The organism is Allopontixanthobacter sp. (genome assembly GCF_034376665.1).
GTDB lineage: Bacteria > Pseudomonadota > Alphaproteobacteria > Sphingomonadales > Sphingomonadaceae > Allopontixanthobacter.
Genome location: NZ_JAXMJI010000080.1, coordinates 14,161 through 36,545 on the forward strand (window position 1 = coordinate 14,161; position 22,385 = coordinate 36,545).

At 63.7% G+C, this 22,385-nt stretch carries 23 protein-coding genes; 14 read left to right on the top strand and 9 right to left on the bottom strand.

Features of this window, described 5'->3' with window-relative positions:
- Nucleotides 1-8 precede the first annotated feature (8 nt).
- The 5 genes from U0988_RS08610 to U0988_RS08630 form a co-directional block, all read right to left on the bottom strand.
- Nucleotides 9-1,013 (bottom strand): NAD(P)/FAD-dependent oxidoreductase, encoded by a 1,005-nt coding sequence (locus U0988_RS08610; protein ID WP_322292213.1) that lies wholly within the window; start codon nucleotides 1,011-1,013, stop codon nucleotides 9-11.
- Nucleotides 1,010-1,996, bottom strand: a complete 987-nt coding sequence (gene egtD / locus U0988_RS08615) for an L-histidine N(alpha)-methyltransferase (protein ID WP_322292214.1) — start codon at nucleotides 1,994-1,996, stop codon at nucleotides 1,010-1,012. The genes U0988_RS08610 and egtD overlap by 4 nt, the downstream gene beginning before the upstream one ends.
- Nucleotides 1,993-3,267 (bottom strand): ergothioneine biosynthesis protein EgtB, encoded by a 1,275-nt coding sequence (gene egtB, locus U0988_RS08620; protein WP_322292215.1) that lies wholly within the window; start codon nucleotides 3,265-3,267, stop codon nucleotides 1,993-1,995. Before egtB ends, egtD begins: the two co-directional genes overlap by 4 nt.
- 95 nt (nucleotides 3,268-3,362) lie before the next feature.
- Complete coding sequence (locus tag U0988_RS08625; protein ID WP_322292216.1) at nucleotides 3,363-4,736, bottom strand: class II 3-deoxy-7-phosphoheptulonate synthase; 1,374 nt, start codon at nucleotides 4,734-4,736, stop codon at nucleotides 3,363-3,365.
- 145 nt (nucleotides 4,737-4,881) lie between these two features.
- Nucleotides 4,882-7,854 carry a M16 family metallopeptidase gene (locus U0988_RS08630; RefSeq protein WP_322292217.1) on the bottom strand — a complete coding sequence of 991 codons (2,973 nt, stop codon included), beginning with the start codon at nucleotides 7,852-7,854 and terminating at the stop codon, nucleotides 4,882-4,884.
- A gap of 163 nt (nucleotides 7,855-8,017) precedes the next feature.
- Here U0988_RS08630 and U0988_RS08635 point away from each other — a divergent pair, with 163 nt between their 5' ends.
- The 8 genes from U0988_RS08635 to miaB all read left to right on the top strand — a co-directional run bounded on the left by U0988_RS08635 (nucleotide 8,018) and on the right by miaB (nucleotide 13,744).
- Nucleotides 8,018-8,596, top strand: a complete 579-nt coding sequence (locus tag U0988_RS08635) for a NifU family protein (protein ID WP_322292218.1) — start codon at nucleotides 8,018-8,020, stop codon at nucleotides 8,594-8,596.
- Nucleotides 8,597-8,621: 25 nt separating this feature from the next.
- Entirely contained in the window at nucleotides 8,622-9,230 is a 609-nt protein-coding gene (locus U0988_RS08640) for a malonic semialdehyde reductase (RefSeq protein WP_322292219.1), read from the top strand.
- A 44-nt stretch (nucleotides 9,231-9,274) separates the two neighbouring features.
- Nucleotides 9,275-9,883 carry a tRNA (adenosine(37)-N6)-threonylcarbamoyltransferase complex dimerization subunit type 1 TsaB gene (gene tsaB, locus U0988_RS08645; RefSeq protein ID WP_322292220.1) on the top strand — a complete coding sequence of 203 codons (609 nt, stop codon included), beginning with the start codon at nucleotides 9,275-9,277 and terminating at the stop codon, nucleotides 9,881-9,883.
- Complete coding sequence (locus tag U0988_RS08650) at nucleotides 9,883-10,362, top strand: GNAT family N-acetyltransferase (RefSeq protein WP_322292221.1); 480 nt, start codon at nucleotides 9,883-9,885, stop codon at nucleotides 10,360-10,362. Before tsaB ends, U0988_RS08650 begins: the two co-directional genes overlap by 1 nt.
- Before the next feature lie 139 nt (nucleotides 10,363-10,501).
- Complete coding sequence (locus U0988_RS08655; RefSeq protein ID WP_322292222.1) at nucleotides 10,502-10,942, top strand: MucR family transcriptional regulator; 441 nt, start codon at nucleotides 10,502-10,504, stop codon at nucleotides 10,940-10,942.
- Nucleotides 10,943-11,068: 126 nt separating this feature from the next.
- Nucleotides 11,069-11,518 carry a Fur family transcriptional regulator gene (locus U0988_RS08660; RefSeq protein ID WP_322292223.1) on the top strand — a complete coding sequence of 150 codons (450 nt, stop codon included), beginning with the start codon at nucleotides 11,069-11,071 and terminating at the stop codon, nucleotides 11,516-11,518.
- Entirely contained in the window at nucleotides 11,515-12,378 is an 864-nt protein-coding gene (locus U0988_RS08665) for a lysophospholipid acyltransferase family protein (protein ID WP_322292224.1), read from the top strand. The genes U0988_RS08660 and U0988_RS08665 overlap by 4 nt, the downstream gene beginning before the upstream one ends.
- Nucleotides 12,379-12,424: 46 nt before the next feature.
- The gene (gene miaB / locus U0988_RS08670; RefSeq protein WP_322292225.1) at nucleotides 12,425-13,744 is read left to right on the top strand and encodes a tRNA (N6-isopentenyl adenosine(37)-C2)-methylthiotransferase MiaB; all 1,320 of its coding nucleotides are present in this window, start codon (nucleotides 12,425-12,427) and stop codon (nucleotides 13,742-13,744) included.
- A 17-nt stretch (nucleotides 13,745-13,761) separates the two neighbouring features.
- On the opposite strand, the gene U0988_RS08675 is transcribed toward miaB, so the two are convergent.
- Nucleotides 13,762-14,622 (bottom strand): hypothetical protein, encoded by an 861-nt coding sequence (locus tag U0988_RS08675; RefSeq protein ID WP_322292226.1) that lies wholly within the window; start codon nucleotides 14,620-14,622, stop codon nucleotides 13,762-13,764.
- Between the two features lie 191 nt (nucleotides 14,623-14,813).
- Here U0988_RS08675 and U0988_RS08680 point away from each other — a divergent pair, with 191 nt between their 5' ends.
- The 4 genes from U0988_RS08680 (at nucleotide 14,814) to U0988_RS08695 (ending at nucleotide 18,253) form a co-directional block, all read left to right on the top strand.
- Complete coding sequence (locus U0988_RS08680) at nucleotides 14,814-15,842, top strand: PhoH family protein (protein WP_322292227.1); 1,029 nt, start codon at nucleotides 14,814-14,816, stop codon at nucleotides 15,840-15,842.
- A 9-nt stretch (nucleotides 15,843-15,851) separates the two neighbouring features.
- On the top strand, nucleotides 15,852-16,328 hold the full coding sequence (gene ybeY / locus U0988_RS08685) for an rRNA maturation RNase YbeY (protein WP_322292228.1): 477 nt from the start codon (nucleotides 15,852-15,854) through the stop codon (nucleotides 16,326-16,328).
- 50 nt (nucleotides 16,329-16,378) lie between these two features.
- Nucleotides 16,379-17,296, top strand: coding sequence for a hemolysin family protein (locus U0988_RS08690; protein ID WP_322292229.1), 918 nt, complete (start codon nucleotides 16,379-16,381; stop codon nucleotides 17,294-17,296).
- A gap of 72 nt (nucleotides 17,297-17,368) precedes the next feature.
- Nucleotides 17,369-18,253 carry a LysR substrate-binding domain-containing protein gene (locus U0988_RS08695; RefSeq protein ID WP_322292230.1) on the top strand — a complete coding sequence of 295 codons (885 nt, stop codon included), beginning with the start codon at nucleotides 17,369-17,371 and terminating at the stop codon, nucleotides 18,251-18,253.
- An 8-nt stretch (nucleotides 18,254-18,261) separates the two neighbouring features.
- On the opposite strand, the gene U0988_RS08700 is transcribed toward U0988_RS08695, so the two are convergent.
- Nucleotides 18,262-19,167 (bottom strand): hypothetical protein, encoded by a 906-nt coding sequence (locus tag U0988_RS08700; RefSeq protein WP_322292231.1) that lies wholly within the window; start codon nucleotides 19,165-19,167, stop codon nucleotides 18,262-18,264.
- Nucleotides 19,168-19,192: 25 nt separating this feature from the next.
- Entirely contained in the window at nucleotides 19,193-19,654 is a 462-nt protein-coding gene (locus tag U0988_RS08705) for a peptidylprolyl isomerase (protein ID WP_322292232.1), read from the bottom strand.
- 129 nt (nucleotides 19,655-19,783) lie between these two features.
- Here U0988_RS08705 and mgtE point away from each other — a divergent pair, with 129 nt between their 5' ends.
- Nucleotides 19,784-21,244 (top strand): magnesium transporter, encoded by a 1,461-nt coding sequence (gene mgtE / locus U0988_RS08710; RefSeq protein ID WP_322292233.1) that lies wholly within the window; start codon nucleotides 19,784-19,786, stop codon nucleotides 21,242-21,244.
- 3 nt (nucleotides 21,245-21,247) lie between these two features.
- A complete protein-coding gene (locus tag U0988_RS08715) occupies nucleotides 21,248-21,640 on the top strand; it encodes a DUF1489 domain-containing protein (protein WP_322292234.1) in 393 nt (130 codons plus the stop codon).
- A 42-nt stretch (nucleotides 21,641-21,682) separates the two neighbouring features.
- Here U0988_RS08715 and U0988_RS08720 read toward each other — a convergent pair whose 3' ends face one another.
- Complete coding sequence (locus U0988_RS08720; RefSeq protein WP_322292235.1) at nucleotides 21,683-22,372, bottom strand: DsbA family oxidoreductase; 690 nt, start codon at nucleotides 22,370-22,372, stop codon at nucleotides 21,683-21,685.
- Nucleotides 22,373-22,385 lie beyond the last annotated feature (13 nt).

Sequence of the window (22,385 nt, forward strand, 5' to 3'; positions counted from 1 at the left end):
TAGGAACGCTAGTCCTGCGGTTCCATGGACCGCGAGGATACATCCTGCGCAATGCATTCCGCCAGCGCCCGGCCGGACAGGAACGCATTTTCCACCCGCGGGCCGGCCAGCCAGTCCCCCGCCGCGCCGAGACCGAATTCGCCGTTCCAGATGGCGATGTCGCCCAGATCCTGCCCGGTAACCGGCTCCGCCACCGAGGGCACACGCGCATAGCGCCACCGATGCGCGGTGCAATGCACCGGCTCGACCGGGGCAATCCCCACCTGATCGAAGAATTGCGCCAGCATCATCGAGCAAATATCTTCCGGCGTGCGCTCGAGAACTTCGCTCGAGTATCTCGGGGATCCCTGGATGACCCAGCTTTCGGCCCCGTCCCGCCCCGGTTTGGCCCCGTTGCGCGCGGCCCAGGGGATCGGCGCGCCGTCATCCCGCACGATGTCCACCGGGATGTCGATTGGTTCGCCGAACAGGGCCATGACCGTCCAGCAGGGATCGGAGCAAACGGCGGCGGCCCGCCGGGCAATCTCCGTCTCGGTGTCCGCCAGCAGCACGGCCGCCTGTTCGGCCGGGACTGCGGCAACCAGACGATCGGAATTGTGCGTTCGGTCAGCGGTATGAACCCGCCACTGGCCATCGGCGCGCGAAATGCTGTCCACCCGGGTGCCCCAACGGACATCGAGCCCGGCGGCCATGTGGCGCAGCGGAGCGTTCATGCCCGGCACCCCGACCCACGCTTCGCGGCCCGCCGCTGGCCATGGGGCAATGATCCCCTCGGCGTGCCATGTCCGGCACACCGCGAGAAACGCGGGATGGCGCGCGGTAAAATATTGCGCACCGTGGTCGAAGCTGATCTCGCGGTTTCCGACAGAAATCCGCCGGGTGGCCATCCGCCCGCCCGGTCCGCGGCCCTTGTCGAACACGGTGCTGGCGATGCCGCGCTGGGCCAGCCCGGTCGCGCAGGCAAGGCCCGCCATTCCCCCGCCAATGATCCCGATTTGCAGGTCCCCGCTCAAGGCGCGCTCCGCTTGATACTGGCTTCGGCCAGGATCAAAGAGAACCGGCCCGCATCGTCGGTCCAGCGGTGAACCGGCGTCCACCCCCCGGCGAGCAGCAGGGTGGCGGAACTGCGCTGGTCGAACTTGTGGCTGTTCTCGGTGTGGATGGTTTCGCCTTTGGCCATGGTGAAACCCCGCCCGGCAATTTCGAACTCAAGGTCCTTCTGCGCGACCAGATGCATCTCGATCCGTGCAAAATCGTCGTTCCAGCGCGCTTCATGCTGCAGATCGTCCACCGGAATCGTCCCGCCCAATTCGCGGTTGATCCGCCGTGCAAGATTGCGATTGAACTGCGCGGTGACCCCCGCGGCATCGTCATAGGCGGCTTGCAGCACGCTTTGGTCCTTGATCAGGTCCATCCCGATCAGCAATCGTGCGCTTTCGCCAAGCGTCTCCCGCATTGTCCGCAGCAGATCGACCGCCGTGCGGGCAACCATGTTGCCGATCGTCGATCCGGGGAAAAACCCGAGTTTCGGCATATCCGCCACCCCTTCGGGCAAGGCGACCTTGCGCATGAAATCGGCTTCCACCGGATAAACCGGCAAATGGGGAAATTTGATCGCCAGATCGTCCGCCGCCGCGCGCAGGAAATCCCCTGAAATGTCGAGCGGCACATAGGCCGCCGGTTCGATCGCGCGCAGCAGCAGCGGAGTCTTGACCGAACTGCCCGATCCGAATTCGACCACCGCCCGGCCCGGCCCGATCAACCGGGCAAATTCCTCCCCGCGGCGTTCCAGGATCTCGGTTTCCGCGCGGGTGGGGTAATATTCGGGAATCCGGGTGATATCCTCGAACAATTGCGATCCGGCATCGTCGTACAGCCAGCGCGCAGGCACGGCTTTCTGCGCTTCCGACAGGCCTTCGAGCACGTCGGCACGAAACGCCCGGTCCACCCCCTCTTCGTCCCGGTCGACGAGTTGCAATCCGGTGTTGCTGGTCATTCGATATCCTTCGCCAGCCGCAGGCCGGTGAATTGCCACCGCTGATGCGGATAGAAGAAATTACGGTACGTTGCCCGTGAATGCCCCCGCGCGGTGGCGCAACTGGCACCCTTGAGCACGAACTGGCCGGACATGAACTTGCCATTGTATTCGCCGACCGCGCCCGCCGCCGGCTGGAAACGGGGATAGGGCAGATAGGCGCTGCGGGTAAATTGCCAGCAATCGCCGAACAGCTCCCTGCCCCCGCCCGGCAGCGGCGCTTCGGCGCTGTCGAGCTGGTTTCCGCCTGCCGGATCGGAACCCTGCGTGGCCACTTCCCACTCGAATTCGGTCGGCAGGCGCGCGCCGGCCCAGGTCGCGAAGGCATCCGCCTCGTAATAGGAAATATGCGTGACGGGAGCATCCGGTTCGCGGGGCTGCCAGCCGGCATGAGTGAAATGGTCGGCACCGCGCCAATAGAGCGGCGCGGTGACACCTTCGGCCTGCACCCAGGCCCAACCGTCGGACAGCCACAGGGCTGCCTTGCGATAGCCGCCATCTTCGATGAATTCGTCCCATTCGCGATTGGTCACCAGCCGATTCGCCAGCGCGAAGGGTTCCAGCAACACCCGGTGCCGCGGGCCTTCGTTGTCGAACGCGAAATCCCCGCCTGCCGCCGGCCCGCCTGCCGCCGGATCGTGACCGATCATGGCAATACCGCCGGGGTGTTCGTGCCATTCAAGATGAACCGGCACCGCGCACTTGGCTGCCGCCGCCTCGAACATCGCCGGACCGAGCGGGTTCTGGAACAGCGCGTGCTTGATATCGGTCAGCAGCAATTCCTGGTGCTGTTGTTCATGCGCGATTCCCAGCCGGATGAGCGGGGCAAGATCGGGATTATCCAGCAACGCGGTCATCCCTTCGTCGACATGGGCGCGCCACGCCAGAATCCGGTCCACGGCGGGCCGCGACAGCATCCCGCGCGAAAACCGCGCAATCCGTTCGCCTTCGGCCTCGTAATAGGAATTGAACAGGAACGGCCAGTCCTCGTCGAACAGCCGGTAGCCGGAAACATGATCCCGCAGCAGGAAGGTTTCGAAGAACCAGTTGGTATGCGCCAGATGCCATTTCGCCGGGCTGGCGTCCTCCATCGATTGCAGCACTGCATCGGCTTCGGACAGCGGCGCGATCAAATTCCGGGTCAGCGCGCGCGTTTCATGAAAGCGCTGCGAAAGCTCCGCCTGTTCAGAGGGTGTTCCGGACCCGGTGTTCGAGACAGCGGCCTCGGGCATCAATTATCTCCGGGTCAAACCAATCGCGGCTTCGCTATGGCGCATACAGTCGATCTTTTAAAGCCCGTGAACCCGATTTGTTCCAAAGGCGTGGATCAGGCCGCGTTGGCCTGCCGCTCCGCCACTTCGAGATTGAGCATTTCCGCCAGCAGGAACGCCAGCTCCAGCGATTGCGCCGCGTTAAGCCGGGGATCGCAATGCGTGTGATAGCGGTCACCCAGCCGCGCATCGGTGATCGCCACCGCACCGCCGGTGCATTCGGTCACATCCTGCCCGGTCATCTCGATATGGATGCCGCCCGCGTGGGTGCCCTCGGCCCGGTGAACCGCGAAGAAGCCCTTTACCTCGCTGAGGATGCGGTCGAAGGGCCGCGTCTTGTAGCCGCTGTCAGCCTTTACCACGTTGCCGTGCATCGGGTCGCAGGACCACACTACCTTGTGCCCTTCGCGTTCCACCGCGCGGACCAGCGGCGGCAGACCAGTTTCAACCTTGTCGTGTCCGAAACGGCTGATCAGGGTCATCCGCCCGGCCTCGCGCGCGGGGTTCAACGTGTCGAGCAGGCGCACCAGCGCATCCGGCTCCATGCTCGGTCCGCATTTCATGCCCAGCGGATTGCCGATGCCGCGCGCGAATTCCACATGGGCGCTGCCTTCGAAGCGGGTCCGGTCGCCGATCCACACCATATGCGCGCTGGTATCGTACCAGTCCCCGGTCAGCGAATCCTGCCGCGACATCGCCTGTTCGTAGGGCAGCAGCAACGCCTCGTGACTGGTGTAGAAACTGGTGCCCTGCAATTGCGGCACGGTCTGCGGGTCGATCCCGCAAGCCTCCATGAAATCGAGCGCTTCGCCGATCCGGCTGGACACTTCGGCGAATTTGTCCGCCCACGGGCTGCGGCCCATGAAATCCAGCGTCCATTGGTGCACCTGGCGCAGATTGGCATAGCCGCCGCCGGCAAAGGCGCGCAGCAGATTGAGCGTGGCGGCGGCCTGCGAATAGGCGCGGACCATGCGCTGCGGATCGTTGCGGCGGGTCTCGGGCGAAAATTCGATCCCGTTGACGTTGTCGCCGAAATAGCTCGGCAGGGTCACGCCGCCTTGCGTTTCGGTGTCGGAACTGCGCGGCTTGGCGAACTGCCCCGCCATCCGCCCGACCTTCACCACCGGCAGCTTGCCCGCGAAGGTCAACACCACCGCCATTTGCAGCAGCACGCGGAAGGTATCGCGGATGTTGTTGGGATGGAATTCGGCGAAGCTTTCCGCGCAGTCCCCGCCCTGCAGCAGGAACGCCTTGCCAGCGGCGACATCCGCCAGATCGGCCTTCAGTGCGCGCGCTTCCCCGGCGAACACCAGCGGCGGATAGTTGGACAGGGTCGCTTCCGCAGCAGCCAGTTCGGCGGCATCTTCATAGGCAGGCAGGTGCCGCGCCTCATGCGATTTCCAGCTATCGGGAGTCCAGGTCTGTGCCACTTCGTTGGTCTTTCGTCTGCTGCGCTGCGGTATGCGCCGGAAGCGCCCATAGGCGCAATCTGTCCGCTCGGCTACCCAAAGGCAAAACGCCGCCCCATGCAACGAAGTTAAGCTTGGGGGCGCTCAACACCCCGCAGGCGAAAGGTCAGCGTCCGGTCATTACCGAAGAGCCGGCGGGAATGCGGGTCGCCAGTTCCTGGCCCTCCGGGATGACCGCGACGCGGTATCCCGGGTGGCTGGCGAAATAGCGGCGGGCCAGCGCCTGCATCGCCTCGGGCGTGGTCTGCGTGTAATCGTTCAGCAGGCTGCGCACCTGTTCCAGCCGGACGGGCCGCTGCGAGGCCCCTTCGACCTGGAACATCCAGAAGGTATTGCCGGTGGAAGCGCGGCTGATCAGCTGTTTCAGTGGTTCGGTGACCCGCTCCAGTTCGTCCGCGGTGGCGGGGTTTTCCATCAAATCGCGGGCAATCGCCTCCGCAGCGGCAAAGAACACCGGCACGTCCTGCGGCCGCAATTGCGCAACCGCGGTGATCGCGCCGCCGCCGTCCACATCGACCGGCCAGCGCGAGGACACCTGCGGCGCATAGCTGGCACCGGCGCGTTCGCGCATTTCATCGACCAGACGGTTGTTGAACAGATCGGTCAGGATTTCCAGCTGCCGCGATTCGCGCAGATTGGTGTCTCCGCCCCCGCTCGGCCAGGCGACCGCCGCTGCCGCCTGGTTGGCATCGCCGCGGTGGCGCAGCACCACCGGATCGGCGGTGGGCTGGGGGAAGGAGGAAACCTTCGCCGCAATGGCAGGCGCGATCGGCTGGCGCGGCGGCAGCGCACCGAATGTCCGCGCCAGTGCTGCCACGGTCGCGTCGCGATCGAACTCGCCGAAGATCAGAACTTCGACCGGGCCCTGCTGCAGGATCGGTTCCCATACCTCGCGAAAGCCCTCGGGCGTGGCAGCCTCGATCGCGGCAGGGTCGGGAGTCTTGAACCGGGGCTCCTGATTGCGGAGCAGATATTCGAGATCGCGGCCGAGCACTCCGCCGGGGCTGGTGGCATAACTTTCATAGGCGAGCCGCGCGGCGGCCTTGGCACGGAGCACCGGATTGGGATCCCAGCGCGGCATACCCAGCTTGGCGGCGAACAGGTACAGCTGGTCCGCCAGATCGGCCGAGCGGGTTTGCGCGCCGAAGGAGAACACCCCTTCGCCGATGTTGAAATCGAACCCCATCTTGCGCCCGGTAGAGATCCGGTCGAGGTCTTCCTGGCCAAGTTCGCCCAGCCCGGAACTGATCAGCGCCGTTTCGCCAAGGGCGATATAGGGTGCGTCGCCCGGCCCGAAGGCGCGGTATCCGGCACCGAAGCGGACTTTCAGCGCCACCCGGCCCGGTTCGGCGTCGTTGGCCCACAGGATCGCGTTGACCCCATTGGCAAACTGCACCCGCTCGATACCGAGCAGTCCAAGCGATCCCTGCGCAACCACCGTGCCGGGTTCGCCGATGGGGGGCAGTTCATCGAAGGATATCGTGCTGGCTTCCAGCCGGCCGCTGGCGTCGGGGGTAACGGGCGCGAGCAGGGCTGCACGCAGCGCAGCTTCGTCCGCCTCCCCCACGACGGGGGTCACATAGGTCGCGCGGATCACATCGCCGGTGAACAGGTCCCGCGTGTGTTCCAGCACATTTTCCGGAGTGAACTGGTCGCGCATTCCGTTGAACACCTGCAGCACGGTTTCCGGCGCGGCGACGGCTTCGCGAATGTCCACCGCCTGCACGATGCTGTCCGCCAGCTGCGATCCGGCCATGACCGAACGCTGTTCGACCGAACTGGCGTAGGCGACTTCCTGTTCGGCCATTTCGCGGTCGATTTCCTCCTGCGTCGGCGGGGCGGACACGGCGTCGGCAATGACCCCGCGAACGTCGGCCAAGGCGGCCTGCCAGTCGTCGGTCAGCGGCGCGAAACTGACGAAGGTCGCGTCGGTGGAACGGCTGACATCGTCCTGCTGGACCTGCGCATAGAGATAGGATCCGCCGGCCCGCGCCTTGGCTTCCAGCCGCCGGTTGATGATCGCCTGCGACAAATAATCGATCAGCAGGCCTTCGTTATATTCAATCGTATCGTCGACCGGCCGCCATGGGCGCATGATCGAATAGGTCAGCGTGCGCGGCAAATCGGGTTCGACCAGCACGCCCACTTCGCCTACCGGATTGGCCGGATCGGCACCGGCGGGCGGCAGGGGATCGCCGAAGTTCGGCGCAGGGGCAGCCTCTCCGGCGACGTCCCAATCCCCGAACCAGCGTTCGACCAGAGAGGCAAGCTGAAGCGCATCGACATCCCCCGCCACCACGATCACGGCGTTTTCGGGCCGGTACCAGCGCTCGTGAAACGCCTCCACTGCGTCCGCGGTTGCGCCGGTCAGCGTTGCGTCGGTTCCGATCGGCAGACGGTCCGCCAGCCGCTGTCCGGCGAACAGAATCTTGCGCGTTTCTTCGCCCACCCGCTGCGCCGCGCCGCCCCGTTCGCGCTTTTCGGCGAGCACGATCGGCACTTCGGCAGCCAGATTCTCTGATGACAGCACCGGTTCGCGGATCATGCCCGACAGCAGGCGGAAGCTTTCCGCCAGCGCGGCCGGGGTCGCGTTCGGCAGGTCCAGCTTGTAGACGGTGTGCGTCGGGCTGGTTTCGGCGTTGGTGTCGCTACCGAAGGTCGCCCCCAGCCGCTGCCACGTGGGGATCGCCGCCGCCTGGCCGAGATATTTGCTTTCGCGGAATGTGAGATGTTCGAGCAGATGGGCAAAGCCGCGTTCGGCCTCTTCCTCGTGCAGCGAGCCGGCATCGATCCGGATGCGGATGGATACCTGCCCCGGCGGCACGCGGTTGTTGCGCACGGCATAGCGCAGCCCGTTGTCCATTTCGCCGAACAGCCACTCCTTGTCCTGCGGCACGTCGCTGCCGCGGTAGATCCACGGAGTCTCCGCCCCTGTCTGGAGCGCCGCGGGCGGCGGCAGGTCCGCAGCCAGCACCGCGTCGGCCGGAACTGCAGTGGTCTGCGCTACGCTACTGGGCGCGAACAGGACGAACGGGAGGAGGAGCGCAAGTTGCCGTGCGGCACGCGTAAGATCGATCATCCGCGGAATATAGGGGGCCGGGTGCTGAAGGGATAGTGAATGACGAAACCTTTTTCGCAGCGCCCCTGAAGGTACCTGCAGCGAAATGCCGTTTGCCCGCCTGAAAGGTTTATTCGCCGCCCCCGCCCTTGCCCCCGCCTGCGGCGCGTCCTACATTCGATTCATGTTCATAGAGACCGAAACCACCCCCAATCCCGCCAGCCTGAAATTCTTGCCCGGGCGGCAGGTCATGCCCGGCGGCACGCGGGAATTTTCCTCGCCCGAAGCCGCCGCGGCCTCCCCTCTTGCGGAAGCGATTTTCGACACCGGCGAGGTGGTGAATGTCTTCTTCGGCAGCGATTTCATTTCCGTCACCATTGCTCCGGGTGCCGACTGGTCGGCGCTGAAACCGCAAGTCGTTGCGATCCTGCTCGACCATTTCATCAGCGAAGCGCCCCTGTTCGCAGGCGGCAGCGCGTCGGGAATAGCGGTCCCGGCGGACGACGTCATGGTGGTGGAGGACGATCCGGCCAATGCCGATATCGTGGCGCAGATCAGCGAATTGCTCGAAACCCGCATCCGTCCGGCGGTGGCCGGCGATGGCGGCGATATCGCTTATCGCGGCTACAAGGACGGGGTGGTTTACCTGACCCTGCAGGGCGCCTGTTCGGGCTGTCCTTCATCGACCGCGACGCTGAAACACGGGATCGAAGGGCTGCTCAAGCATTATATACCTGAGGTGACCGAAGTTCGGGCCGCTTGAACACGCATTTCAGGAGCTCCCAGCGATGACGACCCAATATCACGGCAAGACCTTGTCGGACGAAGCGCTCGATCAGATTTTTCGCGAGGCGCGCAGCTACAATGGCTGGCTCGACAAGCCGGTCGAGGATGAACAGCTCCATGCCATCTGGGATGTGCTGAAAATGGGGCCGACATCGGCCAACATGCTTCCCGCGCGGATCGTGTGGGTGAAATCGGACGAGGCCAAGGCCAGGCTGGTCGATGCCGTATCCGAAGGTAACAAGGACAAGGTCAGGACTGCGCCGGTCACCGCGGTGATCGGCATGGACATCGATTTCCACGAGGAACTGCCCTGGCTGTTCCCCCACACCGATGCGAAAAGCTGGTTCGATGGCGACGAAAAGGGCCGCCGCGAAGGCGCGTTCCGCAATTCTTCGCTGCAGGGTGCCTATCTGATCATCGCCGCGCGCGCGCTCGGCCTCGATTGCGGGCCGATGTCGGGTTTCGATGCCGACGCGGTCAACCGGGCGTTCTTCGCAGACGATCCGAAGGTCGAGGTCAATTTCCTCTGCTCCATCGGCTATGGCGATCCCGAAAGCATCTTCGGCCGCAGCCCGCGCCCTGAATTCGGCAAATTCAACACCATCGTGTAACCTGCGCGGTGTGATGATTCTACTGATCGGGACCGGCCAATCTCATGCGAATGCTGGCAATAGAATGCGCGACCGAAGCTTGCTCGGTCGCGCTGTTCGATGATGACGCGCTGATCGCGCACGACCACCGTGTGCTGGGCCGCGGCCATGCCGAGCGGCTGGTCCCGATGATCGCCGCGCTTCCCGGTTCGGGCAAGGCAGACCGCATCGCCGTATCGCTTGGACCGGGCAGCTTCACCGGAGTACGGATCGGGCTGGCGACGGCGCGGGCGCTGGGCTTTGCCTGGCAGGCAGAGGTGCTGGGCTATCCGACGCTGGCGCTGGTTGCGGCGATGGCGCGGGCGGAGCGCGGCCCGCAGCCGGTTACCATTGCGATGACCGGCGGCCACGGACAGTGGTTCGTGCAGAATTTCGCCGCAGATGGCTCCGCGACTTCGGACCTGGCCTCGCTTGATCCGGCCGACGCCCTTCGCACCGCCGCCGACCTGGTGGCCGGGACGCAGGCCGAAGCCCTGGTCAGCGCGCGCGGGCACGGGGAGGCGTTGGCGCTGCATCCGGACGCGCAGTTCGTGGCCCTACTGCCGGCCCGCGCGATATCCCCCGATGCACTTCCCATTTACGGCCGCGCGCCGGACGCCAAGCTGCCCGCCTGATGGACCCTATCGACCACATGATGATGATCATGGCCGATGCGTTCGATCCGCATTGGGGCGAGGCGTGGACGCGCCGGCAACTCTCAGATTCTATGGTCCTGCCAACGATCTTCTACCGTCTGATCGGCACCGATGGTGAACCGCTGCCGTCAGGGCATGAATGTGTGCCGCCGGATGAATTCGTCCCTGCCGGATTTACCCTTTCGCGGCACGTTTGCGGCGAGGAGGAACTGCTACTGATCGCGGTTCGTCCGGACCACCGCGGCCGAGGGCTCGGCCGCAAGCTGATGGAGTGCTTCGAAGAAGACGCCCGCAAACGGGGCGCCGCGCAATTGTTTCTGGAAATGCGGATCAATAATCCCGCGGAAAAACTGTACCGTAGTTGCGGTTTTTTGCCCGCCGGAACACGCAAGAACTATTACCGCCTGAAAGACGGCACGCGCCTCGACGCCGTAACGCTTAGCCGTCAGTTGCAGTAACCTCGGGGCCGCACAAAACGGGGTACAGCCACCGGCTCCTCACATTGTCAAACCTCCCGGCAGGCAGTATAAAATAGTTTGGAACGCAATATCACTTCATAGGTTTGAAGAACAACTGTGGTCGCGGAAAGAGGATCCAATGAATAATATTGAGCAAGATATGTCGGAAACGCTGATAACCCTGGCGTCGGACATAGTCGCGGCACACGTTAGCAACAACAGCCTGTCCGCCGATGAAGTCCCGGCCTTGATCACGAATGTTTACAATGCGTTGGCAAACCTGGGCCAAGCGTCGGAACCTGTGCAGGAACGTCCCGAACCGGCCGTGTCCGTGCGGGCATCGGTCAAGCGCGACCACGTCGTCTGCCTCGATTGCGGCAAGAAGATGAAGATGCTCAAGCGCCACCTGATGACCGAGCACAACATGACCACTGACGAGTACCGGGCGCGGTGGGATCTGGGCAGCGATTATCCGATGGTTGCACCGGCCTATGCCGAAACCCGGCGTGACCTGGCGAAGAAAATCGGACTCGGCCGCAAGCCCGGGCAGAAGCGCGGACGCCGCAAGGCCGACGCCTGACGCCTTCGCTGCGCAAGCGAGCGAGCGAGCGGTTTGCCCGAACAACGGGCACGCCGCCCTATCGCTTGAGAAAATCGCGTCACGGTCCTATGGGTGGATAGCGCTTCTTTTGGTGAGGACTCCGGCTTGCAGCAATCGATCGATCTCGAACAATTATGTGCCGAGCGCGGGCTGCGCATAACCGAGCAGCGCCGCGTTATCGCCCGCGTATTGTCCGAAAGCGAAGACCATCCCGATGTCGAAGCGCTGCACCAGCGCGCCTCCGCCATCGACCCGAAGATTTCCATTGCCACCGTTTACCGCACCGTGCGCCTGTTCGAAGAGGCGGGAATTCTCGACCGGCATGACTTTGGCGACGGGCGCGCCCGCTACGAAGCGGCTCCCGAAGCGCATCACGATCATCTGATCGACGTCGAAAGCGGCAAGGTCGTGGAATTCGTCGATCCGGAACTGGAAGCCCTGCAGCGGCAGATTGCCGAGAAGCTGGGCTACCGGCTGGTCGATCACCGGATGGAATTATACGGTGTCCGGCTTGACCGGGCCGAAAGCGGCGACAAGGGGCGCGGCAAGCGGTGAACGCCGCGCGGCGGTCGGCGGCAGAACGCGGCGAGCCGAGCAACCTTACCGCAATCGAATGGGTCCGGTTCACCCTGCGCGTCCTCGGCATGGTCGCATTGCTGGTGATCTTTGTCCCGCTCCACTATTTCTACCGCATCTTCAAATACGGCTCGCCCTTCCCGATGCTGTTTCTGCGCTATGCCGGTCGGCTGGCGGGAGCCCGCGTCCGAACCATCGGCACGCCGCTGCGCCGCGACGTATTCTTCATTTCCAACCATGTCTCGTGGCTCGACATCCTTTCGCTCGCAGGGGCCAGCGGGACCGCATTCGTGGCCAAGTCGGAATTGGGCGAGGTGCCGGTGATCAGCTGGCTGTGCCGGCTGAACCGGACGGTGTTCGTCAAACGCGAGAACCGGCTGGGCGTGGCCGAGCAGATTAACCAACTGCGCGAGGCACTGGCGGACAATTGGTCGGTCACTGTCTTTCCCGAAGGCACCACCACCGACGGCCAGTCCCTGCTGCCGTTCAAGACCTCGATGCTGAGCGTGCTGGAGCCGCCGCCGCCCGGCGTGCTGGTCCAGCCGGTCCTGCTCGATTACGGCGCAGTGGGCGAGGATCTTGGCTGGATCGGGGACGAAAGCGGGGTGAACAACGCCAAGCGGGTATTGTCACGCCGGGGCAGTTTCGAATTGCGGATGCATTTCCTTGAACCGTTCAGCCCGGAAGAATTTCGCGGCCGTAAAGCAATCGGCGCCCGCGCGCGCGCCGCGATCGAGGCCGCGCTGCTGACCACGCTCGGCAAGCCGCTGCGCCAGTTCAAGCACGATGTCGTGCCGGTGCGCTACCACGCGCCGAAGGAAAGCCTGCCGATCGAATAAAGCCCGCCATTTGCTAACCCCCCGCGGGGCGCTATAGGCCCCAGCCATGCGCAAGACTGCTTCCCCCAAGACCTACCGCGTCGAAAGTTTCGGCTGCCAGATGAACGTCTATGACGGCGAGCGGATGGCCGAAATGCTCGACCGCGAAGGGATCGCGCCCGCAGCCGATGGCGCGGATGCGGACTTGGTCGTGCTCAACACCTGCCACATCCGCGAAAAGGCGTCCGAGAAAGTCTATTCGCGCATCGGGCGATTGACCAAGGGGCGCGAGAACCCGCCCCTGATCGCGGTGGCAGGATGCGTCGCCCAGGCCGAAGGCGAGGAGATCATGGCCCGGTCCCAAGCTGTCAGCATGGTGGTTGGCCCGCAGGCCTATCACCGGCTCCCCGCAATGCTCGAGCGGGCGGTGGGCGGCCTGCGCACGGCGGACACGGATATGCCCGCGGACGCCAAATTCGCCGCTTTACCCAGCCGCCGCAAAAGCGCCCCGAGTGCGTTCCTGACCATTCAGGAAGGGTGCGACAAATTCTGCACCTATTGCGTAGTTCCCTATACCCGCGGCGCAGAAATATCGCGTCCGTTCAGCGCTCTGGTGGACGAAGCGAAGAAACTGGTCGAAGTTGGCGCGAAGGAAATAACCCTGCTCGGCCAGAACGTCAGCGCCTGGCGCGGCGAGGATGCCAAGGGCCAGGCAATCGGCATGGCCGGCCTGATCCGCGCGCTCGCGGAAATTCCCGAGCTCCTGCGGATACGCTACATGACCAGCCACCCCGCCGACATGGACGATGCGCTAATTGCGGCGCACGGCGAAGTGGCCAAGCTGATGCCATTCCTCCATTTGCCGGTGCAAAGCGGCAACGACCGCGTGCTGAAGGCGATGAACCGCAGTCACACGGCAGAAAGTTACCTGAAACTGCTGGACCGGTTCCGCGCCGCGCGGCCGGACCTGGCGCTGTCGGGCGACTTCATCGTCGGCTTTCCAGGGGAGACGGACGCCGAGTTCGAGGACACGCTGAAGCTCGTCGATGCCGTGGGATATGCGCAGGCCTACAGCTTCAAATACTCGCCCCGCCCCGGCACCCCCGCGGCCGACATGGACGGGCAAATCGCACCCGAAGTGATGGACGAGCGGTTGCAACGCCTGCAAGCCGCCCTCGGCCGCGACCAGCTGGCCTTCAACGCCGCCAGCGTCGGCAAGACCTGCGAAGTTCTGGTCGACCGGACGGGCAAATTTCCCGGCCAGATGCTCGGCAAGTCACCGTGGCTGCAATCGATTCACTTCACCGGTGATGCACAGATTGGCGATCTGGTGCGCGTGGAACTGGTCGAAGCAATGGGCAGTTCGCTGGGCGGGCGTCTGGTCTGACCACTGCGCCTGATCGGTCAATCTTCGTTGAAATACCCGCGCACGGCTGCATCCCTGATCGAAAGCGATCCTGCATTGGGCCGTAAACCGTAGACAGCACGTAGGTATCCGCGATCGAAGCGAGTTAGTTCATCAGGCGCATTTTCAGGAGCGACGAACAGGTTGAGAATCGTATCGAGGGAGCCAGCCTTTTCAGGTGGCAATTCATCGACCGACGCAAGCAGCCGGAGCGATGCATAATCCGCCAACTGGTGCAATGTCTTTCCGGGCAGATAAGCAACATCGATAAGTACGACCGCGCCAACCATGTCCAATCGGTTGGGAGCATTCAGCCGTCCAGTTTGATACTGGTTGTTCACCGCCACTTCCCGCCCATTGATAATCTGGTACTCCAGCTTCTTGCCGTCGACACCGCGCAATTCAGTCGTTTGCCAGGCATGTGCTGCAATATCGCCGTCGATGATCCGACGGTACTCGTAATCCAGAAGATTGGTGAACAGCCATGGTTCCTCTTCGCGCAACTCTTCTACTGTTGATCGGCCATTCTTGGTGAAGATCAGCAGCGCATTGGGCGTGCAATTCTCAGCAGCGACGGGTGCCCCTGCCGCCCGGGCGTTATCCTTGATCCGATCGCCGATGGCGATGGCATAATCGGACTTGAGACCGATGATATGGAGGCAGAAGGGATCATAGAAACGCGACACGGGCTTGTCGATTGGCGGCCGGCGGGTAATATCTCCGGCCAACTGGCGCACGGCCTTTTCTTCTGACGCGCGATCTCCCTCTACGATGATTTCCTGGCTCTGTACCGGGTCGGCAGCCGACCGTTCTTGTGCCAAAACCGGGGGCGACGCTGCCAATCCGAGAAGCGCGATCATCTTCGTAACCCGGCCCACCATGACTCACTTCCTGCAAATTTTCGAGTGAAGTCAGATACCTCTTTTGCACGTGCTTGGGAAGATCAAGTATTAAGCTGACCAGCCGGTTACTATCCACCGCTTCCTGGCACGCCGCGCCTTGCCTGAGGCCGGAACGCGCCTACATTCCGAATCAGACATGAAAGGAATACATGGCTCGTAAACCTGCCAAGGCCCATCCGGCCATCTCGCCATCCCCCGTCGCGCTGCGCGAGAATCGCCGGGCGAAAGCGGATGTGAATTTCGAGGACCAATCGCTGCTGGTTCCGCTGTTCGGCCAGTTCGATGCCAATCTGGTACAAGTCGAAAACCGGCTCGGCGTGTTCATCTCGGCGCGCGGCAACGCGGTCCAGATCGAAGGCCCGGAAGATTCGGTCGCCCGCGCCCGCGATATCCTCAACAAGATGTACGACCGGCTGGCCATGGGTCAGGATCTCGGCGCGGGCGAGATCGAGGCGCTGATCGCCATGTCCAACGAACCCACGCTGGAAGGCATCCTGCGCGGCTCGCCCGATTTGCCCCCGGTGATGATCCGTACGCGCAAGAAGACCATTGTCCCGCGTTCCGCCACCCAGATCGAGTATATGCGGGCATTGGCGCGCGAAGACCTGATCTTTGCGCTGGGTCCCGCCGGCACCGGCAAGACTTATGTCGCGGTGGCGCAGGCGGTTTCGCAGCTGATCACCGGCAGCGTCCAGCGGCTGATCCTGTCGCGTCCCGCGGTCGAGGCGGGCGAGAAGCTGGGCTTCCTGCCAGGCGATATGAAGGACAAGGTCGATCCCTATCTGCGCCCGCTGTACGATGCGCTATACGATTGCATGCCGCCGGAACAGGTGGAGCGGCGCATTGCCAGCGGCGAGATCGAGATCGCGCCAATCGCGTTCATGCGCGGACGCACGCTGGCCGATGCCTTCGTCATCCTGGACGAAGCGCAGAACACCACGCGCGAACAGATGAAGATGTTCCTCACCCGTTTCGGCCAGAACAGCCGGATGGTGGTGTGCGGCGATCCGAAACAGGTCGATATTCCCGGCGGCGACCGGATGAGCGGACTGATCGACGCGGTCGAGAAGCTGGAAGGTATCGAGGGCATCGCGATTACCCGCTTCACCCGCGCCGACGTGGTCCGCCATCCGATCGTGGGCCGGATCGTCGAAGCCTATGAAGGGCCGGATGCCTGAGATGCTGCCTTGAACCTCGACATCGACATCGACGGTTGGCCGCCATCGTCCGACTGGCCCGACCTGGCCGAACGTGCGGCAGAGGCGGCACAGCAGGTCGCGCCGGAACTTGCCAACCAGCGGCTGACCGCCAGCCTGCTGTTTACGCTGGACGAGGACGTTCACACGCTGAACCGCGAATGGCGCAGCAAGGACACCGCCACCAACGTCCTGTCTTTCCCGATGCTGACGCGGGAGGAACTGCTCGGCCTCGCGCCGGAGGGCGGGCCGGAAATGCTTGGCGATCTGGCGCTGGCGTATGAAACCTGCGCGCGGGAGGCGGCCGAAAAGGGCATTCCGTTGGCCGATCACGCCGCGCATCTGATCGTCCACGGCCTGCTGCATCTGGCCGGTCACGACCATGTGCATTCGGACGAGGAAGCCGATGCAATGGAAAGATTGGAAATTAAGGCACTTGCGATTATGGGGCTATCTGACCCATATTGAACCCGGCCCCTGACGGGCCTGACGATTCCCAGGAGTAACCACACAGGGCCATGCCCGAGTTAGATCCCCCCGCCGGAGACGCGGACAGTAGAGGCGGGCTGTGGCTCGCACTTCGCAAATTGCTGGGTGCCGATGACGGCGAACGTTCCCTCCGCGCACAGCTGGAGGAAGCGATCGACGAGCACGAGGACGAACACCCCTCGGACGAAGAGACTCCGAAAAACGGCGACCTGTCGAGCGTAGAGCGGCAAATGCTGCGCAATATGCTCCATTTCAGCGAGCACGATGCCGACGACGTGGCGATCCCGCGCGGCGAGATTATCGCCGTGCCGGCCCATGCGACATGGGAAGAACTGGTCGAAGCCTTTGCCGAACATGGCCATTCGCGCTTCCCGGTTTACCGCGAGACGCTCGACGAGGTCATCGGCATGATCCACATCAAGGACGTGTTCCCGTTCCTCGCGCGCAAACTGCCCCCGCCGGCGGACTGGACGATCCTGATGCGCCAGCCGCTCTACGTGCCGCAATCGCGCAATGCGCTGGATGTGCTGGCCGACATGCGCAGCCGGCGGATCCATCTGGCCGTGGTGGTCGATGAATTTTCCGGCACCGACGGGATCATCACGATCGAGGATCTGGTCGAGGAAATCGTCGGCAACATCGAAGACGAGCATGACGATATTCCCGAAGATCTGATCGTCGCCATCGGTGACGGGATGTGGGACTGCGACGCGCGCGCCGAGTTGGACGATGTCGCTCAGATAATCGACACCCGGCTGGCCGAAGTCGAAGAATCGGTCGACACTCTGGGCGGTCTTGCATTCGTGCTCGCCGAACAAGTCCCGCAAGTCGGCACGATAGTCACACACCCGAGCGGTTGGCGAATGGAAATAACCTCCGCCGACGAAACCCACGTAAAGCGGCTGCGGTTACATCCTCCTATCGGGGAAGAAGCCGGGAAAGACTAAGCCCGGCGGAGTTTTTTCCGCACTTGCGAAGAATCTCTCGACAAACCGGGCGCGGCAACACATCCTGTCTCCATGCCGGCCCGCCGACTGCCTCCCCTTCGCGCATTGGAAGCGTTTGTCCGGACGGTCAGGCTCGGGTCCTCGCGCGCGGCTGCGGACGAACTGGGCCTGAGCCCCTCCGCCCTGTCGCGCCGGATCGGCAATCTGGAAGAATTCGTCGGCAAGAAGCTGTTCACCCGGGCGCGCCAGTCGATGCAGCTGACGGTCGAGGGCGATGCGTTCTATCAGGCGGTTGCGCCGCAGTTGGAGGCGCTGGCCCGGGCGGTCGAAAGCCAGTCGGAAAACATGTCGCTGCTGCGGCTGCATCTGGGCGTTCTGCCGCTGTTCGGCAGCCAGCGCCTGTTTCCCCGATTGCAGGAATTGCGCAGCCTGCATCCCTTGCTTCACATCGATATCGACACCGGGCCGCATCTCGAAGACCGCGTTGGCGACACGCTGGACGCGGCCATCATCCTGTCTCGCCGGCCAGGCAGCGCACTTCATGCGGTGCGGCTGGATCACAACATGGTCCATGCGATCTGCAGCGAAAAGCTGGCCAAGGAACTCGGCCCCGAACCGGGTATCGAACAATTGTCCCGGCAGACATTCCTGCTGCACAACGAATTGCCCGACAGTTTCGAAGCGTGGAAACGCGCGCTCAAACTCGACGATCTGGAACCCGCCGCGATCGATCATTACGATTCCGGCCAGCTGATCCTGGAGGCTGCGGCGCAGGGCCTCGGCATTGCGATCATGCATGACGACCACATGCGCCGCGCGTCCGACAAACGACTGCGCAAGATCTTCGATGTCGAGATCGAAAGCCCCTACAGCTACTGGTTCGTCTGCCGCCCCAACGCGCTGGAGGAACGGCCCGTACGCCAGTTCCACGACTGGCTGGTCAAGGCCGGACTCTAGGACAAGCGCTATTTTTTCTTCAGCGGAACCTCGTGTGCGCAGGGCGTCCCGCGTTTCCCGCTCGTGCCGGGGTGCGGTTTTTCGGGCGGACCGCATTCCACTTCCGGCTTGGCGATACCATTGGACGCCAGCAGCTCGGCCGCCGCCGGTTCATCATACGCCGCGATCCACGTCAGGCAGTCGGCCAGCTTGCGAATGCTGTGCTTGCTGCCGGCATTGGCGGTGGGCGAACAGTTGATCACCACGACATTTGCAGCCGCAGGTTCGCGGTATCGGCGCAGCAGCCGCAAAAACTCGCCCCGCTCCGCAATTGCCAGGCGGTTTCCGGCGTTCTGCATCGGATCGCCGGTGAACAGCGGCGAGGTGTTGAATACGAACGCTTTCACATCAGGATTATCGATCGAAATCTGTGTCGCCAGCGCGCCGCCCAGCGAATGTCCGGTGACTTCGATGGGGACATCCGCCATCCCGTTGTCATCGAGGAGGGCGCGTTCGAGCGTATAGATGGCGCGCGCGCCTTCTCGCTGGCCTTCGCCCAGATTACCCGAAAACAGATCGGACCGCGATCCGAATTCGGTTCCGCGAAACGCGATGATGCGCGCTACGGGTTTGCCGACGCGGGCTTCCTTGGCAAATCGGTCGACCACGATGTAGGCAAGGCCGCTGCCATCATTTTCTGCCTCTTCGCGCTTCGCGAAACCGGCGGGAAGCACCTTGTATTCGTCATCGTCCTGATAGGCGTTCGAACTGAGCAACGCATAGGGATAGCTTTGCGCTGCCGCCTGCCGGACGAAGGAACACCAGCCGCCCGGCTCCGTCTGGCAGGGGCTGCGCGACTGGCTCAGGTCCGGCAGCGGCGTGATGCAGCCGCCCAGCGCCAGAACGCCAAGCAAGACCGCGAAATGGCGGATCACCGCCCTGCCCCCGCCCGCTTTCAGTTCAGCTGACGGTTGCTTTGACGATCTTGCCGGGCGAGCGCGGCGGTTCGCCCTTGGGCAGCGCGTCGACATGCTCCATGCCGCTCGTCACTTCGCCCCATGCGGTGTACTGGTTATCGAGGAAGCGCGCATCGTCGAAACAGATGAAAAACTGGCTGTTGGCGCTGTCGGGCGCGGAGGAACGTGCCATCGAACATACGCCGCGCACATGGGGCACCGCGTTGAATTCCGCCTTCAGATCGGGCTTCGGGCTGCCGCCCATGCCGGTGCCGGTCGGCTCGCCGCCCTGCGCCATGAAGCCGGGAAAGACGCGGTGGAACACCACGCCGTCATAGAAACCTTCCTTCGCCAGCTCCGTGATCCGCTCGACATGGCCGGGCGCGACATCGGGGCGCAATTTGATCACGACATCGCCTTCGCCGTTTTCGGTTGCGAGCGTAAGAGTAAGCGTCTGGTCGGCCATTTCGGTAAGTCTCCAAGCAAGTGCGTCGATTGATACCGGGCCGATATAGGCGATGAAGCGCAGAAGTCACGCGCGGCTTGCGATTACGCTGGCGCTTGCAATTGATGCCTCCGCCCTTAGAGCGAGGCAATGGCAAAGCACGAGCGCCCCGATCTGGAACAGGACGACCTGCTGGTGGTGGATGCGCCCACGCCGGACGAAGGCGCGCGTCCTGACGACCGCGTCGACGACGAGCGCCATGACGAAGAAAACCGCCTGAAGCCGGGCTATGTCCGCCGCGTCCGTGATGCGCTGGCGGAAGAAGATTACAGTACCGTCTACGATCTGGTGGAACCGCTCCACCCGGCCGACATCGCCGATCTTATCGAACTGTTCGATCCCGACGAACGGCGGGATTTCGCCAGCGCGGTGACCGATCTGATGTCCAGCGACGTGATCGCCGAGCTGAACGATCATGTCCGCGAGGACATGATGGAATCGCTGTCGGCCCGCTCGGTCGCGTCGATTGCGGGGCAGCTGGAAACCGACGACGCGGTGCAGCTGATCGAGGATCTCGACCATGCCGACCAACAGGCGGTGCTGGCCGAACTCGACGCGGAAGACCGCGCCGCCATCGAAAGCGCGCTGGCCTATCCCGAGGAAACCGCCGGTCGGTTGATGAGCCGCGATTTCGTGGCGGTGCCGGAACATATGACAGTCGGCAATCTGATCGATTATCTGCGCGAGGACGGCGATCTGACGACCGATTTCTTCGAAGTCTTCGTGGTCGATTACGCGCATCACCCGCTCGGCACCTGCCAGCTGAGCTGGGTTCTGCGCACCCCTCGCCAGATCGCGCTGACCGATGTGATGAAGCGCGACCAGACGCTGATCCCGGTGACGATGGACCAGGAAGAAGTCGCGCTGATGTTTCAGAAATACGCGCTGATTTCCGCCGCCGTGGTGGATGACAGCGGGCGGCTGGTCGGCCAGATGACGGTGGACGACGTCGTCCACATCATCTCCGAAGAAGCCAGCGAGGATGCGCTGCTGATGTCCGGCGCGGGCGATGGCGACATCAATGAACCGATCCGCGATGCTTATGGCGCGCGCGTCCGCTGGCTGGTGGCGAACCTCGGCACGGCGCTGATCGCCAGCCTGATCATCGCATCCTTCGGCGCGGCGATCGAACAATTGGTGGCGCTCGCGGTGCTGATGCCGATCGTCGCCAGCATCGGCGGCAACGCGGGCACGCAAACCATGGCGGTTTCCGTACGCGCGATCGCGATGAACCAGCTGACCCGCGCCAACACCGGTCGGATGCTGTGGCGCGAAATGCGCGTGGCGCTGCTCAACGGCGGGACCATCGCGGTGCTGGTCGGTGTCGCCACCGGAATGATCTTCACCCCGACGCTGGGCGCGGTGATCGCGGTGGCCCTGCTGATCAACATCGTGACCGCCGGCCTGGCCGGGGTGCTGGTGCCGGTAATCTTCGAGCGGTTGAAGCAGGACCCGGCGGTCGCCAGTTCGGTTTTCGTGACCATGATCACCGATTCGATGGGCTTTTTCGCCTTCCTCGGGCTGGCGGTGGCAGCCGGCCTGGCGGGATAGGCCATGCCGCTGCACATGACCAAGATCGCGTTCCGTAGCGAAAGCGTGGACAGCTTGCGCGCGTGGCTGGAAGCGCAGGATCCGGTCGCGCGGCTGACCACCAAGAACCGTCCGCTCAAGTGGGAGGACATGATCGGCGGATCGCTCTACTGGATTCACCAGCACGCGATCGTCGGCCGCAGCCCGATCCTCGGCTTCGAGAAAACGCCCGAGGGCCGCTGGTGGATCGAGTTGTCACCGCAGCTGATCGGCGTTCACCCCAAACCCAAGCGCGCCCACCAGGGCTGGCGCTACCTCAAGGGCGATCCCCCGCCCGATCTGGCCGAGGGCGAGGATATCGGCGACGTCCTGCCCGGCAAGCTGATGGGCAAGCTCGCCCGGCTGGGGCTGGTCTGAGGCATCGGAGACCGGCGGCCCGGCCAGTCCGGCAAACTGAAATCAGGCGTCGACCTTTGCCGCCACCCGCCGCAGCGCGTTCGCATAGACCTCCGGTTCCTGCGCACCCGGAATCAGATATTTGCCTTCGATCAGCATGGCTGGCACGCCGGTGATGTTCATGTCGTAAGCCGCCTGTTCCTCGGCGCGGACGTGGGCGGCGAATTCGCTACTGGCCAGCGCTGCTGCGGCGGCTTCGCGGTCGAGCCCTGTACTGGTGGCGATATCAAGCAGCACATCGTGGTCGCCCAGGTTGCGGCGCTGCCCGAAATGCGCGTCGAACAATGCCAGTTTGAGCCGGTTCTGCGCTTCCGGCCCGGCGCTTGCGAGCGCCCAGAGCAGCAATTTATGCGCATCGAACGTGTTCCACATCATCGCGGGCGGGGCTTCACCATTGTCATCCCCGGCACCCGCATAATCCAGCGACACCCCGGCTTCGATGGCCGCCGTGCGCATCTGGTCCTGCACGCCGTGTGCCTGTTCCAGAGTGCGGCCGTATTTGCGCGCGATGTGGGCGCTGCGTTCCTCTCCCTCGGGCGGCATATCGGGGTTGAGTTCGAAGGCGTGCCAGCGAATGTCCGCCTCGATCTCGCCGTCGAGCAGCGCCAGCCCCTTCTGCAGCTTGCCGTAGCCGACCAGGCACCACGGGCACATCACATCGGACCAGATGTCGATTGTAAGTTTGCGCGCCATGCCGGTTCTCCTG

Coding starts and splice junctions, on each gene's coding strand:
- U0988_RS08640 (WP_322292219.1), top strand. CDS start 8,622: ATGACGACCCAATATCACGGCAAGACCTTGTCGGACGAAGCGCTCGAT.
- U0988_RS08690 (WP_322292229.1), top strand. CDS start 16,379: ATGCCCGAGTTAGATCCCCCCGCCGGAGACGCGGACAGTAGAGGCGGG.
- U0988_RS08705 (WP_322292232.1), bottom strand. CDS start 19,654: ATGGCCGACCAGACGCTTACTCTTACGCTCGCAACCGAAAACGGCGAA.
- U0988_RS08650 (WP_322292221.1), top strand. CDS start 9,883: ATGGACCCTATCGACCACATGATGATGATCATGGCCGATGCGTTCGAT.
- U0988_RS08635 (WP_322292218.1), top strand. CDS start 8,018: ATGTTCATAGAGACCGAAACCACCCCCAATCCCGCCAGCCTGAAATTC.
- miaB (WP_322292225.1), top strand. CDS start 12,425: ATGCGCAAGACTGCTTCCCCCAAGACCTACCGCGTCGAAAGTTTCGGC.
- U0988_RS08630 (WP_322292217.1), bottom strand. CDS start 7,854: ATGATCGATCTTACGCGTGCCGCACGGCAACTTGCGCTCCTCCTCCCG.
- U0988_RS08680 (WP_322292227.1), top strand. CDS start 14,814: ATGGCTCGTAAACCTGCCAAGGCCCATCCGGCCATCTCGCCATCCCCC.
- U0988_RS08655 (WP_322292222.1), top strand. CDS start 10,502: ATGAATAATATTGAGCAAGATATGTCGGAAACGCTGATAACCCTGGCG.
- U0988_RS08675 (WP_322292226.1), bottom strand. CDS start 14,622: ATGATCGCGCTTCTCGGATTGGCAGCGTCGCCCCCGGTTTTGGCACAA.
- U0988_RS08720 (WP_322292235.1), bottom strand. CDS start 22,372: ATGGCGCGCAAACTTACAATCGACATCTGGTCCGATGTGATGTGCCCG.
- tsaB (WP_322292220.1), top strand. CDS start 9,275: ATGCGAATGCTGGCAATAGAATGCGCGACCGAAGCTTGCTCGGTCGCG.
- egtB (WP_322292215.1), bottom strand. CDS start 3,267: ATGCCCGAGGCCGCTGTCTCGAACACCGGGTCCGGAACACCCTCTGAA.
- egtD (WP_322292214.1), bottom strand. CDS start 1,996: ATGACCAGCAACACCGGATTGCAACTCGTCGACCGGGACGAAGAGGGG.
- mgtE (WP_322292233.1), top strand. CDS start 19,784: ATGGCAAAGCACGAGCGCCCCGATCTGGAACAGGACGACCTGCTGGTG.
- U0988_RS08695 (WP_322292230.1), top strand. CDS start 17,369: ATGCCGGCCCGCCGACTGCCTCCCCTTCGCGCATTGGAAGCGTTTGTC.
- U0988_RS08715 (WP_322292234.1), top strand. CDS start 21,248: ATGCCGCTGCACATGACCAAGATCGCGTTCCGTAGCGAAAGCGTGGAC.